This is a genomic window from Terrabacter sp. R4-6 (genome assembly GCF_057529065.1).
In genome coordinates this window covers 2,893,344-2,909,695 of record NZ_CP197224.1, presented here as the reverse complement: position 1 = coordinate 2,909,695, position 16,352 = coordinate 2,893,344, and the positions used below count along the sequence as shown (strand labels likewise).

Here is a 16,352-nt window from a genome sequence, read left to right as displayed (position 1 = left end):
GGGGCGGGCGGACCGGGTGGACCCGGGCTGACGGGACGACGTCAGTCGACGAGACCCTCGAAGAGGATCGTCGACAGGTAGCGCTCGCCGAACGACGGGATGATGACGACGATCGTCTTGCCGGCGTTCTCGGGGCGCTGGGCGACCTGGACGGCGGCGGCGATGGCGGCGCCGGACGAGAGGCCGACGAGCAGTCCCTCCTCGGTCGCGGCGCGACGGGCCCACTTCACGGAGGTCTCGGCGTTGACGTCGATGACCTCGTCGTAGACCTCGGTGTCGAGGATCTCGGGGACGAAGTTGGCGCCGATGCCCTGGATCTTGTGCGGACCGGGCTGGCCGCCGTTGAGGATCGGGGACTCCTCGGGCTCGACGGCGATGATCTGGACACTCGGCTTGCGGGCCTTGAGCACCTGGCCGACACCGGTGATGGTGCCGCCCGTGCCGATGCCGGCGACGACGATGTCGACCTCGCCGTCCGTGTCCTTCCAGATCTCCTCCGCGGTGGTCTTGCGGTGGATCTCCGGGTTGGCCTCGTTGGCGAACTGGCGGGCGAGCACGCCGCCGCGCTCGGCGGCGATCTCGTCGGCCTTGGCGACCGCACCCTTCATGCCGGTCGACGGGTCGGTGAGGACGAGCTCGGCGCCGAAGGCACGCAGCAGCGCGCGGCGCTCCTTGCTCATCGACTCGGGCATCGTCAGCACGACCTTGTAGCCGCGGGCCGCGCCGACCATGGCGAGAGCGATGCCGGTGTTGCCCGACGTGGCCTCGACGATGGTGCCGCCGGGCTTGAGCTGCCCGCTCGCCTCGGCCGCGTCGATGATCGCGACGCCGATGCGGTCCTTGACGGAGTTGGCAGGATTGTAGAACTCGAGCTTGGCGGCGACGGTCGCCTGCGCCCCGTCGGTGACCTTGTTGAGGCGCACGAGCGGCGTGTTGCCGATCAGCTTGGTCACGTCGTCGTAGATCGGCATTGCTGGAGCCCTTTCGGCTGGGTACGGCGGAGCGGTCTGTCGCCTCGATTGTCTCCGACAACCGAGTTCTCGTTATGCATATTCCAACACGTCGTTATCCGTTGCCAAGCCCGCGCCCATGATCCGGGCGTCCCTCGAACCGGCCACACGGCATACGGCCTCCCTCCCTACCCCGCCGGCGCACGCCGCCCACCGCGGGACGAAGGGGACGAGCGTCACGCCGCGACGGCCGTCACAATCACTAAGCGCTTGCTCACGCGTCAGTAGACTCCCCGGCATGAGTGCGCTCCAGATCGTCGCCGTCGTCGTGTGCCTCGGCGTCACCGCCGTCGCCGTCGCCCTGCTCGTCAAGACGGTCAACCACTTCCTCGCGACCTTCCGCCTCGGCCAGCCCGAGGACCGCGGCGACGACAAGGGAGCCCGCACCCGCACGCTGCTGCGCGAGTTCCTCGGCCACACGCGCATGTCGCGGCTGCCGGTCGTCGCGATCGCGCACTGGTTCACGATGGTCAGCTTCGGCGTCCTCTTCTTCACCCTGCTCAACGCGTTCGGCCAGCTCTTCGCGCCGGAGTTCGTGCTGCCGGTCATCGGCCACTTCTTCCCCTACGAGTGGATCACCGACTTCTTCGCCTTCGCGGGCTTCATCAGCATCCTCGTGCTCATGGCGATCCGCCAGAAGAACCACCCGCGCTCCGCCGCCGGTGAGGACGGGCGCCGCAGCCGCTTCTTCGGCTCCACGTGGTGGCAGGCCTACTACGTCGAGCTGACGATCCTCGGCGTCACGCTCTGCATCGGCCTGCTCCGCGCGCTCGAGTGGACCCTCGCCCGCAAGACCGGCACCGGCATGGACACCGCGCTCCACTTCCCGCTGACGGGCTGGATCGGCAACTTCTTCACCGGCCTGTCGGTCGGCGCCATCGAGAACCTCATCGTCGTCATCGCCGCGATCAAGATCCTCATCTCCTTCGCGTGGATGATCACCATCGCGCTCCAGCCGACGATGGGTGTCGCCTGGCACCGCTTCCTCGCCTTCTTCAACATCTTCTTCAAGCGCCACGCCGACGGCCGCACGAGCCTCGGCGAGCTCCAGCCGATCAAGGTCGACGGCAAGCCGCTCGACTTCGAGAACGTCGACGAGCTCGACGAGGACGCCGCGCTCGGCGTCGGCAAGGTCGAGGACTTCACGTGGAAGGGCCTGCTCGACTTCACGACGTGCACCGAGTGCGGGCGCTGCCAGAGCCAGTGCCCGGCCTGGAACACCGACAAGCCCCTCTCCCCCAAGCTGCTCGTCATGACGCTGCGCGACCACGCGCACGCCAAGTCCCCGTGGCTGCTCGCCTCCGAGGAGGTGCGCGCGGGCGGCATCGAGTCGGCCGAGGGCTTCAGCGACGCCACCAAGGGTGCCGTCGCGACCGAGCAGCTCGTCGGTGAGACCGGCTACGACATCCGCCACCCGCTCCAGGCCTACAACCCGCACGGGCCCGACGCCGTCATCGACGAGGACGTGCTCTGGTCGTGCACGACGTGCGGCGCCTGCGTCGAACAGTGCCCTGTCGACATCGAGCACGTCGACGCCATCGTCGACATGCGTCGCTACAAGAACCTCATCGAGTCGGCCTTCCCCGCCGAGCTCAACGGCCTCTTCAAGAACCTCGAGAAGAACTCCAACCCGTGGGGACTCGCGCCGCGCCTGCGGATGGACTGGGCCAAGGACCTCCCCTTCGAGGTCAAGCAGGTCGGGCAGGACGTCGAGGACCTCTCCGAGGTCGACTACCTCTTCTGGGTCGGCTGCGCCGGCGCCTACGAGGACCGCGCCAAGAAGACGACCCGCGCCGTCGCCGAGCTGCTCGACACCGCGGGCGTCTCCTTCGCCGTCCTCGGTGACGGCGAGGCCTGCACCGGCGACTCGGCCCGCCGCGCCGGCAACGAGTTCCTCTTCCAGATGCTCGCCCAGCAGAACGTCGAGACCCTCAACGAGGTCGGCGCGACGAAGATCGTCGTCACGTGCGCGCACTGCTTCAACACCATCAAGAACGAGTACCCGCAGCTCGGCGGACAGTACGAGGTGCTGCACCACACGCAGCTGCTCAACCGCCTCGTCCGCGAGAAGCGCCTGACCCCCGTCGCCCGCCCGGGTGACGCCGTGGCCACCGGTGCGGCGTCGACCGGCGCCAAGGTCACCTACCACGACCCCTGCTACCTCGGCCGCCACAACCAGGTCTACGCGCCGCCGCGCGAGCTGCTCCAGATCCTGCCCGGCGTCGAGTACGCCGAGATGGAGCGCAGCAAGGAGAAGTCCTTCTGCTGCGGCGCCGGTGGCGCGCGCATGTGGATGGAGGAGAAGCTCGGCACGCGGATCAACACCAACCGCACCGAGGAGGCCCTCGCGACGGGCGCCGAGCGCATCGCCGTCGGCTGCCCGTTCTGCAAGGTCATGCTCTCCGACGGACTCAACGCCGCGATCCAGGACGGCAAGGCCACCGACGCCGTCGAGGTCGTCGACGTCGCCCAGATGCTGCTCGCCGCCGTGCGTCGCGGCGACGGCGGCGGGGAGCCGGACGAGGCGGAAACGCCTGAGCCCCAGCCGGACCCGGAGCCCGCACCGGTCGCCTGACCGCGCCGGACGGCATACGCCCGCTGCCTGACTAAGGCCCCCTCCGCACCCGCGGAGGGGGCCTTCGCGTATGCCGTCCGGCGGCGTCGGCGTGTATCAGCGGGTCGCGCCGGCACCACTGACTCCCTGCAGCCGGCGCACCGCAGCCGGCCCGAGCACCGGGGGGAACCCATGAGCCTGACCGACACCTCCGAGGTCTTCGTCTCCGCCGAGGAGTCAGCCCTCAACGACCTCGTGAGGGCGCTGTGCACCGCCAGACCACACCTGCTGTCGTACGGGTCGCCGGCCTTCGTGCCGGTCTCGGACGTCAACGACACGCAGATGCCACCGATCCTCTTCCCCGGCACCGGAGGGATCCAGTGGCACGTGCGCTTCGCCGTGCCCCACCTCGACCTCTACGACGAGGACACGCCGCTCCCGCCCGAGCTGACCCTCGGGCCGGGGCAGTTCAGCGTGTCGACGAAGGTCCGGATCTGCGTCGACTGCCCGAAGGACCGGCACGACCCGAAGGACGACCCGCACGACCCCCAGGATCCGCACGGGGACCATGGCGGGGACCACCCGAACGAGCCGGACGACCCGCGCTGGGACGACAAGCCGGGCAAGGCGCAGAACCCCGTGTGCACGTCCGTCGAGCTGTATGCCGTCGGGCACCTCGTCGGGACGACGCTCGACGGGCAGCCGGCACTCGGCTTCGCCGTCGACGCGGTCGAGCTCGTCGACGTCGCGCCGGACGACCTCGAGTCGGTGCTCGAGTGCCTCATCGGCCAGATGCTCCGCGCCGTCCTCACGACGATCCGCGTCCCGGTCTCGGCCCTGCGCGTCGGCGCCTTCACGCTGACCCCGACGGTCGGCCCGCTCATCGACATCGACCGCGTGCTCGCCCGCGGCAACCTCTAGGAGACCACCATGTCCGAGATCATCGCCGCCATCGACGAGGGTGCGGCCAACGACTTCCTCGACACCGTCGTCGCCGGGCTCGGCCCGCAGTCGACGAGCGGCTCGTCCAGCCTCGGGCCGTTCGCGGTCAGCTACTCCGTGAGCGGCACCCTGAGCAACGGCTCCGTCGACCTCATCCCGCCGGGCACCATCCGGGTCGCCGACCTGCGCCTCGACTGGAGCGCGAGCGCCACGCTGTCGCTCGACCTCGGCGACTTCCTCCCCGAGATCCACATCCCCCAGGTGTGCATCGACATCCCGTGCGTCGGTACGGTCTGCACGCCGCGGATCGACATCACGTGGCCCACCGTCTCGGTGCCCGTGTCGTTCGGCGACTTCGTGCGGGCCACCGTCGACCTCGGGCTGTCCGTGGCGCTCGTCGGCGGCCTGTGGAAGGTCGAGGGAATCGTCCAGGGCGTGCCGAGCCTCGCCTTCGGCCCGGGGACCGCGGCGATCGTCGCCGGCATCGGGCTCGCCGTCGCGGCCGCCGTCGCGTGGGTGCCGCTCATCGGACCGTTCCTCGCCGGTCTCGCCATCGCCGTCACCGCGGCCATCGGGATCGCCGGTCTCACCGGCTGGCTCGGGCCGATCATCACGCCGTTCATCTCGGGCACCCGCTTCCCGATCTACGAGCAGCCCGAGTGGTTCGAGGTGCTGCCGGCGACGTCGGCGATCGACCCGGCCGTCTCGGTCCACATCGACGCCATCGGCGCCGAGGTCCAGCACAACGCGCCCGAGGACGAGCTCGTCCTCAGCGCCGACATCAGCGCCTGAGGAGGGCGGAACCATGAGCGACCACTTCGACAGCAGGGCGCTGAGGCAGACCGACTGCTACGGGCAGCGGTTCATGAGGCCCGGCACCTACGCCTACGCGATCGGCCACGCCGGCACCGCCGCCATGGCCCAGGACCACCCGTACGTCGTCGTCGTCGAGGGTGACTCACCCAAGCGCGGCGAGATGGCCCAGACGCTCGTCACCGTGCGGGCCGAGGGCAAGGCCTTCGTGCCGGACGCCCCGAAGGTGACCGTCAACGCCGGCGACATGGTCATGTGGCACTGCCCCGACCCGCACGCCCGACCCTTCGCCGTCTCGGGCGAGAAGGACTTCTTCTCGAGCGACCGCCTCGTCAACGAGTCGGGCTACTCCCACGCCTTCACGTGCACCGGGACCTACGAATGGGCCGACGCCCACGGCTCCGGCGCCACGGGCGTCGTGCGCGTCTCGGCGCCGGACTCGAGCTCGGACAAGGGCATCCGGGCCTGGCAGAGCCAGCAACGACAGGGCGTCCTCGTCATGGTCAAGGACGGCCAGGCGGAGCCCGCCGAGGTCGACGTCATGCTCGGCCAGACGGTCTTCTTCGCCGTCGTCGCCGGTCCCGGCATCTCGGTCACCGACACGGCCGTCATCGAGGCCGAGCGGCCCGTGCCCGGGATCGCCTTCTACCGCAAGCCCACCCGTGGGAAGGACGCCGTAGCCTGACCAGGTGAACGCGACCCCGACGCCCGCCATCGCCCAGGACCTCGCGCCGACGGGCGTCCTGCGCGCCTCGATCAACCTCGGCAACCCCGTGCTCGCCCAGGGCACGCCGGAGGCACCCAGCGGGGTGACCGTCGACATCGCGCAGGCCGTCGGGGAGCGGCTCGGCGTGCCCGTCGAGCTGGTCTGCTTCGACGCGGCGCGACGATCGTTCGAGGCCATGGCGACGGGCGCGGCCGACCTGTGCTTCCTCGCCGTCGACCCGGCCCGGGCGACCGAGGTCGCCTTCACGGCGCCCTACGTCGTCATCGAGGGCGTCTACGTCGTGCCCGTCGGCTCCCCCGTGCGGTCGGCTGCCGACGTCGACCGCGACGGCATCCGGGTCGGGGTCAAGCAGGGCTCGGCCTACGACCTCTTCCTCACGCGCACGCTGGCGCACGCGACCGTCGTGCGGGGCGACGAGGGCGTCGACGTCTTCGTCACCGAGGGGCTCGAGGTCGGTGCCGGCATCCGGGAGCCGGTCACGGCCTTCGCCGCGGGCCGCGACGACGTGCGGGTCGTCGACGAGGCGTTCATGCAGATCGAGCAGGCCGTCGGCACGACGCGGACCCGCACGTCCGAGACCGTCGCCTTCCTGCGCGACCTCGTCGAGGAGCTCAAGGCGAGCGGCTTCGTCGCCGATGCGTTGGCGCGGTCGGGGCACTCCGGCGCCGCGGCCGCCCCGCCCGCCTGACGGCATACGCCCTCCTGACGCCACACGCCCGCCTGACGGCACTCGGCACCGCCGGCAGACGGGCCGCGACGACGTGGAGGTCCGCACCCCCGCACAGGGGTGCGAACCTCCACGGCGGCGTCGGCTCAGCCGACCCGGCCCACGGTCGGAGCGGTGATGCCGAAGGCGTCCAGCTCCTCGCCGGTCAGCAGTCGCGAGCGGATGAGGAAGCGCACCCCCTCGGGCGCCTCGACGGAGAAGCCGCTCCCCCGGCCCTTCACGACGTCGACGGTGAGGTGCGTGTGCTTCCAGTACTCGTACTGCGAGACCGACATCCAGAAGCCGATGGGCGCCTCGACCCCGTCGACGGCGAGGTCGGCCAGGTGCACGTCGGCCTCGCTCGTGATGAAGTCACCGGCCGGGAAGCACATGGGAGAGCTGCCGTCGCAGCAGCCACCCGACTGGTGGAACATCAGCGGACCGTGGATCCCGGTGAGGCGACGGAGCAGGTCCGCCGCCTCACCGGTGAGGTCGACCCGGCTGGGGGAAGCCGATGGCTCGCCGGGTGCGACCGTCCCTGGGGGCGTGGTGGCCACGGTGGCCGACCCGCTCAGAAGAACCCGAGCGCGTCGGGCGAGTAGGAGACGAGGAGGTTCTTCGTCTGCTGGTAGTGGTCGAGCATCATCTTGTGGTTCTCGCGGCCGATGCCCGACTGCTTGTAGCCACCGAACGCGGCGTGCGCCGGGTACTGGTGGTAGCAGTTCGTCCAGACGCGACCGGCCTTGATGCCACGACCCATCCGGTACGCGCGCGAGCCGTCGCGGGTCCACACGCCGGCGCCGAGGCCGTAGAGCGTGTCGTTGGCGATCGAGAGCGCGTCGGCCTCGTCGTCGAAGCTCGTGAGCGAGACGACCGGACCGAAGATCTCCTCCTGGAAGATCCGCATCGAGTTGTCGCCCTCGAAGATCGTCGGCGCGACGTAGTAGCCCTCGGCGAGGTCGCCGTCGAGCACGTTGCGGTCGCCGCCGGTGAGGATCTTGGCCCCTTCCTGACGGCCGATGTCCATGTAGGAGAGGATCTTCTCGAGCTGGTCGTTGCTCGCCTGGGCGCCCATCGTCGTCTCGGTGTCGAGCGGGTTGCCCTGCTTGATCTTCTCGACGCGGGCCACGGCGTCGGGCACGAAGTCGCTGTAGATCGAGCTCTGCACGAGGGCGCGCGACGGGCACGTGCACACCTCGCCCTGGTTGAGGGCGAACATCGTGAAGCCCTCGAGTGCCTTGTCGTAGAAGGCGTCCCGCTCCTGCGCGACGTCGTCGAAGAAGACGTTGGGGCTCTTGCCGCCGAGCTCGAGGGTGACGGGGATGATGTTCTGGCTGGCGTACTGCATGATGAGGCGGCCCGTCGTCGTCTCGCCGGTGAAGGCGATCTTGGCGATGCGGGGGCTCGAGGCGAGCGGCTTGCCGGCCTCGACGCCGAAGCCGTTGACGACGTTGAGCGTGCCCGGGGGCAGCAGGTCGCCGATGAGCTCGACGACCTTGAGGATCGACCACGGGGTCTGCTCGGCCGGCTTCAGCACGACGCAGTTGCCGGCGGCGAGGGCGGGGGCGAGCTTCCACACGGCCATGAGGATCGGGAAGTTCCACGGGATGATCTGTCCGACGACGCCGAGCGGCTCGTGGAAGTGGTAGGCGACGGTGTTCTCGTCGATCTCGCTGCTCGAACCCTCTTGTCCCCGAAGGACGCCCGCGAAGTAGCGGAAGTGGTCGACGGCCAGCGGGAGGTCTGCGGCGAGGGTCTCGCGGACGGCCTTGCCGTTCTCCCACGTCTCGGCGACGGCGAGCGACTCGAGGTTGGCCTCGATGCGGTCGGCGATCCGGTTGAGGATGAGCGAGCGCTCGCCGAGGCTCGTCCGGCCCCAGGCGGGTGCGGCGGCGTGGGCGGCGTCGAGAGCGGCCTCGATGTCCTCCTCGGTGCCGCGGGCGACCTCGCAGAACGGCTTGCCGTTGACCGGCGAGATGTTCTCGAACCAGAGGCCCTTCTTCGGGTCGACCCAGTTGCCGCCGATGAAGTGGCCGTAGCGGTCGAGGACGGTGACGAGCGAGTCCGGTGAGCCGGGCGGTGCGTAGACGGTCATGGTTGATCTCCCAACATCCTTGGTGGTTCCCCTCCCAGGGGTTGGCGTGACCGTAGGCAGCGCAACGTTGCAACGACGTTGCGTGGCGTATGCCGGGTGGCGGAGTGACGGCATACGCCCGGTTTGTGGCCCTTCGACGGTTGGGAAGGCGGCCACTCGTGGCCCCTCGACGGTAGAAAGGCGGCCACTCGTGGCCACTCGTGGCCTCTCGACGGGTGACTTGAGACGTCGAGAGGCCACGAACCGGGCGGGTCAGGCGGGGCCGAGCTCGCGGTCGAGGCGGTGGATCTGGTTCTGGACGAGGGGCATGAGCGGGGATCCGGGGCCGAGCACGCGTGCCTGCGCCCGCCACATCTCGTAGTCGTCGGCCCCCGAGGCCGAGCGGGTCCACGCGGACATGAGGTCGGCCCGCCCGCTGCCGAGGACCGCGCGCCGCAGGTCGCCCTCGACGCTCACGCGCAGCCGGACCACTCCGGGGGCCGTCGACCGCGGCAGCAGGGGACCCCGGTAGGCCCGCATCGCACTCGCGACGTCCCCCGCGGCGAGGTGGGCCTCGACGCCGAGCCAGTCGCCCGACAGCTCGGCGACGAGCCGGTACGGCCGCGAGGCGAGGAGGTCCTCCCCGAGCAGGCTGCGCAGCCGACCCATCTCGACCCGGAGCGTCGAGGCGCTGCTGTCCTCCTCGTAGAGCAGGACGGCGAGCTCGTCACCCGAGAGCCCACGGGGCGCCGAGGCGAGCAGGAGCAGGATCTCGCTGTGCCGTGGGCTGAGGCGCACCGTCCGGCGGTGGCCACGGCCGTCGTCGACGGTCAGCAGGGCGTCGTTGCGGCCGAGCGACTCCATGAGCACCGAGAGCCCGCGCGCCGTCGCCTCCGGCTGGGCACCGCGGCCGCTGACGAGCATCTCCCGGGCCAGCTCGGACTCGGCCATCCGCGCCGCGGCGCGCACCATGGCCATCGTCTGCGGCACGACGATGTCGTCGCCGCCGGTGATGTCGAGGACCCCGAGGACGCTCTGGTCGGACGGGTCGTGGATCGTCGTGGCCGCGCAGCTCCAGCGCTGGACGGAGTGCCGGAAGTGCTCGGCGCCGATGACGTTGACCGACTGGTCGAGGCGTAGGGCCATGCCGGGGGCGTTGGTGCCCGCGAGGCGCTCGTCCCAGTTGCTGCCCTCGACGAAGCCGATGGACTCGGCGCGGCGCAGCACGCTCGGGGTGCCACACACCCAGAGCAGCTGGCCGGACGCGTCGGAGACGGCCATGACGGCGTCGCAGTCGCGGGCCGCCTGCCCGAGCACGTCGTCGAGCAGCGGGAACACGCGCGCCAGGGGGTGCGCCTCGCGGTGGTCGCGCAGGGCGTCCGCCGGGAGCGTGATCGGGGCGTCGACGGTGTCGACCTGCACCCCGGCCGCGGCAGAGCGCAGCCACGAGTCGGCGACGTGGGCGCGGACCCCGCTGCTCTCGGACTCGGCGTGCGCGTCGACGGGCATGGGCCGATTGTGCACGCACCACGACGCCCGGCAACAGGACTGCGGGCAATCCCACAGCGACCACCCCGCGCCGGGTTGGACAGAAGGGGTGGTCAAGCAGCCGATTGAGGCGCACCATGAAGGAACCCGCGCAGGATCCTTCATGGGAAAGTCCGAGGAGCGACGATGTCACGACGAGCCCCCTTCGTGCCCGACGGCGTGCCGGTGCTGTCGCGCGGCCGCCACCGCAGCTCGCGCAAGGGCGCGTGCTTCATGGAGATGGCCTCGTTCCTGGCCGGCGAGCGGTGGAGCGACCACCCGGAGTGCACGCACCCGGTGCTCGCGACCCTCGCACGCTGCGTCAACGACATGCTCGACGAGACCCACCGCCAGCGCCTCGTGACGATGATCCCCGAGGTGGTCGGCCTCAACCCGGACGACCCGAGGGTCACGACCGCGCTCGTGCTGACCACCGCCCGGGCCGCGCTCCCCGTCGCTGCAGAGGAGCGCCAGAACGTCATGGCGCTCGCCATCCTCAACGCCGAGGGCATCCTCGCCGAGCAGGACGGCCGCAGTCCGGGGCAGCTCTCCGCGGCCTCGCGCGCCGCCCTGACCACCGCGCCCGCAGCAGAGCGCTGGGCGCGGATCCACCTGGCACGGATGGGGTTCAACACCGCCGCCGTGCGCCCGGCCAACGCCGCCAAGGTCGTCGCCCTCGCCGTGGACGGCATCGCCCGTGCCTGTGTCGACGACCCCGAGGAGCGTCTCGTCACGCTCCTGCGCGACGGCATCGACGTCGTGGCCGCCTTCGCGCCGCTGGCGCCGGAGCCGGTGCGCGTCACCTGGGCCGTGCCCGAGTCGACGCCCGCGACCCCCGAGCCCGCCCGGCAGGCCAGGACGTTCGCGCGCTGACCCCCCGGGTGGCATCCTGACCTCTGTGTTCGCCGCCCATGAGCCGTTCGAGACCGGCACCCTCGTCACGGGTGACGGGCACGAGGTCCACTGGGAGCAGTCCGGTCGCCCGGACGGCACCCCGCTCCTCGTCGTGCACGGCGGTCCCGGGTCGGGTGCGTCACCGTGGTGGACCGAGTTCTGCGACCCCGATCGCTACCGCGTCGTGCTCGTCGACCAGCGGGGCGCAGGACGCAGCCGACCGCATGCCGGCGACACCCGGGATGCCCTACGGCACAACACGACCGCCCATCTGATCGGCGACTTCGAGCGGCTCCGCGAGCAGCTCGGCATCGACGCCTGGGTGCTCTTCGGCGGGTCGTGGGGCTCGACCCTCTCGCTCGCGTATGCAGTCGCGCACCCCGAGCGAGTCAGTGCGCTCGTGCTGTGGGCCGTTGTCACGACCCGGCGGCACGAGGTCGAGTGGCTGACCCGGACGATGGGCGAGGTCTACCCCGCGGAGTTCGACGCGCTGCTCGCGTCACTGCCGGCGGATGCCGACCGAGGCAACGTGCCGTTGGCCGTGAACCGGCTGCTCCTGCACGACGACCCCCTCGTGTCGGACGCGGCCGCCCGGGCGTGGTGCGCCTGGGAGGACCGCATCGCGACACTCTCGGGGCCGGTGATATCGAGTGCCCGCTTCGAGGACCCCCGCTTCCGGCTGGGCTTCGCGCGCCTCGTCACGCACTACTTCGGGCACCACGCCTTCCTGCCCGACGACGCCATCACGGGACGTCTCGACCGGATCGCTGACGTCCCGGCCGTGCTCGTGCGCGGCCGACTCGACATCGCCTCCCCGCTGCGGGTCGCGCACGAGCTGGCACAGGCGCTGCCCCTGGCCGAGCTGCACGTCGTCGAGGACGACCTGCACGGCCCGGGCAGCGAGGGCGAGCGGATCCTCGTCGAGGCGCTCGACCGCTTCGCCGACCCCGCAGGATCACCCCACCCTCGCCCCTGACCCACGCCTGCCCCCGGCCCCGACCACGAAGGCACTGCCGGAGCCCAGGTGACGGTGCCGGACGGCATACGACGGTGGCCACGTCCGAGGTCGGACGTGGCCACCGGGTCGTGCGCCGCTGGTCTCGCGGCGGGCACCTGACGTCAGCGGGTCTCGCGGAAGTCGACGTGCTCGCGGGCGACGGGGTCGAACTTGCGCAGCACCATGCGGTCGGGGTCGGTGCGGCGGTTCTTGCGCGTCACGTAGCTGTAGCCGGTGCCGGCGGTCGAACGCAGGGTGACGACGGGACGCAGGTCGGTGCGCTTGGCCATATGGGTGCTCCTCGGGTCTCGGGGTCGCGGATCTTCGCGACTGTAATGAGAACCATTCTCGGTGGTGCTACATTCCCGGTACGGCCGAGTCAGCCCGGCCGGGTCCCGTCGGGGCACGACCGAGGCCCCCGCATCCGACGCGGGGGCCTCTGTCGTGTCCGGTCGACCGCAGAGGTATGCCGTCAGCCGTCCGGTAGCTGCCGAGAGTCGGCCTCTCAGGCCAGACCGGCGCTCGCGAGCCAGGTCTTGGCGACCTCGCTCGCGTCCTTCTTGTCGACGACGACCTGCTTGACCATGTCGGCGAGCGACGTCGTGTCGAGCTTGGCCGAGACCGCGTTGAGAGCTGCCTTGAGCGAGTCGGCCTTGTCGGAGCGGACGAGCGGCACGACGTTGTCGGAGCCGAAGAGGCTCTGCGGGTCATCGAGCACGACGAAGCCGTTGGCAGCGATCGACGGGTCGGTGCTGAAGATGTTGGCGGCCTTGACCTGGCCGTTCTTCAGCGCCTCGACCGTGGCCTGGCTCTGCAGCGGACGGAACTCCTTGGGCGTCACCTTGTAGACGGACTCGAGGCCGACGAGACCGCGCTGGCGGGTCTTGAACTCCGGCGGGGCGCCGAGGGTCAGCTCGTCCTGGTGCGCCGCGAGGTCGGGGATGGCCTTGAGCGACCACTCGTCGGCCGTCTGCTTCGTGACGGCGATCGAGTCCTTGTCCTCGGCCACCGACTTGTCGAGGACCGTGAGGCCCTGCGGCACCGCCTTCTGGAGGCTGGCGTAGACCTCGTCGGGCTGCGTGGCCTTGGCGGCCTTGTCGTAGTAGGTGAGCAGCGAGCCGGTGTACTCGGGGAGCACGTCGACCTCGCCGCCGGAGATCGCCTTGAGGTAGGTCTCACGGCTGCCGATGTTGAACTGGCGGGCGGCCGTCATGCCCTTGGCCTCGAGCGCCTGGGCGTAGATCTCGGCGAGCAGGGCGCTCTCGGGGAAGTCGGCGGAGCCGACCTTGACCGAGCCGGCGGCGCCGGTCGATCCGCCGGCAGCGGGGCTCGAGGCGGGGGCGAGGGGGTCACCACCGCCACCGCAGGCGGCGAGCGGCACCACGGCGGCGAGGAGCAGGCCCGCGGCGAGGAAGCGCGTGCGTGTCATGGTCGGTCCCTTTCGGATGGGGTGCCCATGGCGGCGGTCGCCTCCACGGGGCCGGTGCTGCCGGAGCCCACGAGCGCGGCCTGCCGCGGGTCGGGGTCCGAGCGGTCTGCACCGTCGGGGTCTGGTTCGGAGTGGGGATCGGAGTTTCGTGCGCGTGAACGGGCAACACGCGCAGCCCGCCCGGAGATTCCCGGTGAGACGGCTCTCTTCTCGAGCAGGGCCAGGAGGCCGTCGGCGACGAGGGCGAGGACGGCGACGAGGATCGAGCCGCAGACCATCTGGACGTAGTCGCGCGAGGCGAGCCCGTCGATGAGGTAGCGGCCGAGGCCGCCGAGGCTGACCGACGCGGCGATGGTGGCGGTGGCGATGACCTGGAGGGTCGCGCTGCGCAGCCCGCTGAGGAAGAGCGGCAGCGCGCACGGCGCCTCGACCTTGGTCAGCACCTGCCAGCCCGTCATGCCCATGCCGCGCGCCGCGTCGCGCGCGGCGGGGTCGACGCTCTCGATGCCGGCGTAGGTGCCGGAGAGCAGCGGGGGGATCGCGAGCAGGACGAGCACGGTGATGCTCGGGATGACGAACGCGAGGTCGCTCTGGATGAGCGGCCCGACGAACATCGACACGGCGAAGAGCAGCCCGAGGGTCGGGACGGCGCGAGCGGCGTTGGCGCCGGTGACGAGCCAGCGCAGGCGTCCGGAGTGACCGACCCAGGCCCCGAGCGGCACGGCGACGACGAGCGCGATGAGCAGCGTCAGGACGGTGTAGAGCAGGTGCTCGAGGAGGCGGTTGGGCACGCCGTCGGTGCCCTGCCAGTTGGCCGGGTCGGTGAACCAGGCCCAGATCGTCGCGAGGCTCATGCGGCCACCGCCCGGGTCCACGGCGTCAGGACGCGCGACACGACCTGGATGACGAGGTCGAAGACGAGCGCGAGGAGCAGGCACGCGACGATGCCGACCCACACCTCGGTCGGGAACGAGCGGGCGTAGCCGTCGGTGAGGAAGTAGCCGAGCTGCGAGATGCCGATGAGCGAGGCGACGCTGACGATGCTGACGTTGCTCACGGCCGCCACGCGCAGGCCGGCCGCGATGACCGGCACCGCGAGCGGCAGGTCGACGGCGCGGAACCGGGCGAACGAGCCGTAGCCCATCGCGATGGCCGCCTGCTGCGTCGACCCGTCGACCGAGGAGAGCCCGTCGGCGACGGTGCGGGTCAGCAGCGCCACCGTGTAGACGGTCATCGCGACGATGACGTTGACGGGGTCGAGGATCTTCGTGCCGAGCAGCGGCGGCAGGAGGATGAAGAGGGCGAGCGACGGGATCGTGTAGAGCAGGCCGGTCGTCGTGAGGAGCACCGCGCGCAGCCGCGGACGGCGCGCAGCGAGCCAGCCGAGCGGCATGGCGATGACGAGACCGAGCACGAGCGGCAGCCCCGCGAGCCAGGCGTGCTGGCCGGCGCGGGACATGATCTCGCCGATGTGGTCGAGGGCCCAGGTCACCGGGCGGTCGCCTCCTCGGCCGGGGTCGACGAGGCGGCTGCGTCGCGCCGGGCCTCGATCGCGGGGATCACCTCGGCGGCGCGGATCGTGCCGACGAGCCGGCCGTCGTCGTCGGCCACGACGCCGCGCCCGCTCGGCGAGGACAGGGCCGCGTCGAGCAGGGCCCGCAGCGACCCGCTGGTCGAGGCCACGGTGCCGCCGCGGTGCAGGACCGTGCGCGTCACCTCGGACTCGACGGCAGCCGCCCGGACCCAGCCCAGCGGCTCACCCGCGTCGCCCACGCACAGCACCCACGGCGTACCGATGGCCCTGACCTCGTCGGCGGTGGCGCCGAGGGCCACCGTCGGCTCGTCGGTGAGCGACAGCTCTGGGGCCGCGGCGAAGGACAGCGCGCGGTAGCCGCGGTCGCGGCCGACGAAGCCGGCGACGAAGTCGTCGACGGGGTCGGCGAGGAGCGTGGCCGGCGAGTCGAGCTGGGCGAGAACGCCGCCCACGCGCAGGACCGCCACCTGGTCGCCGAGCTTGACGGCCTCGTCGATGTCGTGGGTGACGAAGAGGATCGTCTTGCCGAGGTCGGACTGGAGCCGCAGGAACTCGTTCTGGAGCTGCTCGCGCACGACGGGGTCGACGGCCGAGAACGGCTCGTCCATGAGCATGACGGGCGGGTCTGCCGCGAGCGCCCGGGCCACGCCGACGCGCTGCTGCTGGCCGCCGGAGAGCTGGGCGGGGTAGCGCCTGGCCATCGCCGGGTCGAGGCCGACGCGCTCGATGAGCTCCATGGCCCGCGACCGCGCCGTGCGCTTGTCGGTGCCGAGCAGCCGCGGGACGGTCGTGACGTTGTCGAGGACCGTGCGGTGCGGGAAGAGACCCGCGTGCTGGATGACGTAGCCGATGCCGCGGCGCAGCTCGGCGACGTCGAGCGAGGCGGTGTCACGGCCGTCGATGGAGATCGTCCCGGACGTCGGGGTGATCATGCGGTTGACCATGCGCAGGGTCGTCGTCTTGCCGCAGCCCGAGGGCCCCACCAGGACGGTGATCTTGCCGGTCGGGGCCTCGAGGGTCAGGTCGTCGACGGCGACCGACCCTGCTCCCCCGTCGGTGCCGGACGCGTCGGCGTATCGCTTGGTCACGCCCTCGAAGCGGATCATGCCCCACAACGTACCCGTCTGCGCCGACCGCGCCGCGAT

General features: G+C 71.2%; 16 protein-coding genes. 7 read left to right on the top strand and 9 right to left on the bottom strand.

Going from position 1 to position 16,352, the window contains the following annotated elements:
- Positions 1-41 precede the first annotated feature (41 nt).
- Positions 42-971: a cysteine synthase A gene (gene cysK, locus ACSSS0_RS13620; RefSeq protein ID WP_487228403.1), complete on the bottom strand. Its 930-nt coding sequence runs from the start codon at positions 969-971 to the stop codon at positions 42-44.
- A 277-nt stretch (positions 972-1,248) separates the two neighbouring features.
- Here cysK and ACSSS0_RS13615 point away from each other — a divergent pair, with 277 nt between their 5' ends.
- The 5 genes from ACSSS0_RS13615 (at position 1,249) to ACSSS0_RS13595 (ending at position 6,734) form a co-directional block, all read left to right on the top strand.
- Positions 1,249-3,585, top strand: a complete 2,337-nt coding sequence (locus ACSSS0_RS13615; RefSeq protein WP_435987393.1) for a (Fe-S)-binding protein — start codon at positions 1,249-1,251, stop codon at positions 3,583-3,585.
- 171 nt (positions 3,586-3,756) lie between these two features.
- Positions 3,757-4,485: a hypothetical protein gene (locus ACSSS0_RS13610; protein WP_487228402.1), complete on the top strand. Its 729-nt coding sequence runs from the start codon at positions 3,757-3,759 to the stop codon at positions 4,483-4,485.
- Positions 4,486-4,494: 9 nt separating this feature from the next.
- A complete protein-coding gene (locus ACSSS0_RS13605) occupies positions 4,495-5,298 on the top strand; it encodes a hypothetical protein (RefSeq protein WP_435987395.1) in 804 nt (267 codons plus the stop codon).
- Positions 5,299-5,311: 13 nt separating this feature from the next.
- Complete coding sequence (locus ACSSS0_RS13600) at positions 5,312-6,004, top strand: cupredoxin domain-containing protein (RefSeq protein WP_487228401.1); 693 nt, start codon at positions 5,312-5,314, stop codon at positions 6,002-6,004.
- Positions 6,005-6,008: 4 nt separating this feature from the next.
- Positions 6,009-6,734 carry a transporter substrate-binding domain-containing protein gene (locus ACSSS0_RS13595; protein WP_487228400.1) on the top strand — a complete coding sequence of 242 codons (726 nt, stop codon included), beginning with the start codon at positions 6,009-6,011 and terminating at the stop codon, positions 6,732-6,734.
- Positions 6,735-6,859: 125 nt separating this feature from the next.
- Here ACSSS0_RS13595 and ACSSS0_RS13590 read toward each other — a convergent pair whose 3' ends face one another.
- From ACSSS0_RS13590 to ACSSS0_RS13580, 3 genes are all read right to left on the bottom strand, one after another.
- Positions 6,860-7,309 carry a DUF779 domain-containing protein gene (locus ACSSS0_RS13590; RefSeq protein ID WP_487228399.1) on the bottom strand — a complete coding sequence of 150 codons (450 nt, stop codon included), beginning with the start codon at positions 7,307-7,309 and terminating at the stop codon, positions 6,860-6,862.
- A gap of 14 nt (positions 7,310-7,323) precedes the next feature.
- Positions 7,324-8,847 carry an acetaldehyde dehydrogenase ExaC gene (gene exaC / locus ACSSS0_RS13585; protein WP_435987399.1) on the bottom strand — a complete coding sequence of 508 codons (1,524 nt, stop codon included), beginning with the start codon at positions 8,845-8,847 and terminating at the stop codon, positions 7,324-7,326.
- 252 nt (positions 8,848-9,099) lie between these two features.
- Positions 9,100-10,335, bottom strand: a complete 1,236-nt coding sequence (locus ACSSS0_RS13580) for a GAF domain-containing protein (protein ID WP_435987400.1) — start codon at positions 10,333-10,335, stop codon at positions 9,100-9,102.
- A 165-nt stretch (positions 10,336-10,500) separates the two neighbouring features.
- Here ACSSS0_RS13580 and ACSSS0_RS13575 point away from each other — a divergent pair, with 165 nt between their 5' ends.
- Positions 10,501-11,226, top strand: coding sequence for a hypothetical protein (locus ACSSS0_RS13575; protein ID WP_435987401.1), 726 nt, complete (start codon positions 10,501-10,503; stop codon positions 11,224-11,226).
- 25 nt (positions 11,227-11,251) lie between these two features.
- A complete protein-coding gene (gene pip, locus ACSSS0_RS13570) occupies positions 11,252-12,223 on the top strand; it encodes a prolyl aminopeptidase (protein ID WP_487228398.1) in 972 nt (323 codons plus the stop codon).
- Between the two features lie 143 nt (positions 12,224-12,366).
- Here the strand turns inward: pip and rpmG are convergent, their stop codons facing one another.
- The 5 genes from rpmG to ACSSS0_RS13545 form a co-directional block, all read right to left on the bottom strand.
- Positions 12,367-12,534 carry a 50S ribosomal protein L33 gene (gene rpmG, locus ACSSS0_RS13565; protein WP_435987403.1) on the bottom strand — a complete coding sequence of 56 codons (168 nt, stop codon included), beginning with the start codon at positions 12,532-12,534 and terminating at the stop codon, positions 12,367-12,369.
- 215 nt (positions 12,535-12,749) lie between these two features.
- The gene (locus ACSSS0_RS13560; RefSeq protein ID WP_435987404.1) at positions 12,750-13,673 is read right to left on the bottom strand and encodes an ABC transporter substrate-binding protein; all 924 of its coding nucleotides are present in this window, start codon (positions 13,671-13,673) and stop codon (positions 12,750-12,752) included.
- Entirely contained in the window at positions 13,670-14,527 is an 858-nt protein-coding gene (locus ACSSS0_RS13555; RefSeq protein WP_487228397.1) for an ABC transporter permease, read from the bottom strand. Before ACSSS0_RS13555 ends, ACSSS0_RS13560 begins: the two co-directional genes overlap by 4 nt.
- Positions 14,524-15,165: an ABC transporter permease gene (locus ACSSS0_RS13550; protein WP_435987406.1), complete on the bottom strand. Its 642-nt coding sequence runs from the start codon at positions 15,163-15,165 to the stop codon at positions 14,524-14,526. Before ACSSS0_RS13550 ends, ACSSS0_RS13555 begins: the two co-directional genes overlap by 4 nt.
- A complete protein-coding gene (locus tag ACSSS0_RS13545; RefSeq protein WP_487228396.1) occupies positions 15,162-16,313 on the bottom strand; it encodes an ABC transporter ATP-binding protein in 1,152 nt (383 codons plus the stop codon). The genes ACSSS0_RS13550 and ACSSS0_RS13545 overlap by 4 nt, the downstream gene beginning before the upstream one ends.
- Between the last annotated feature and the right edge of the window lie 39 nt (positions 16,314-16,352).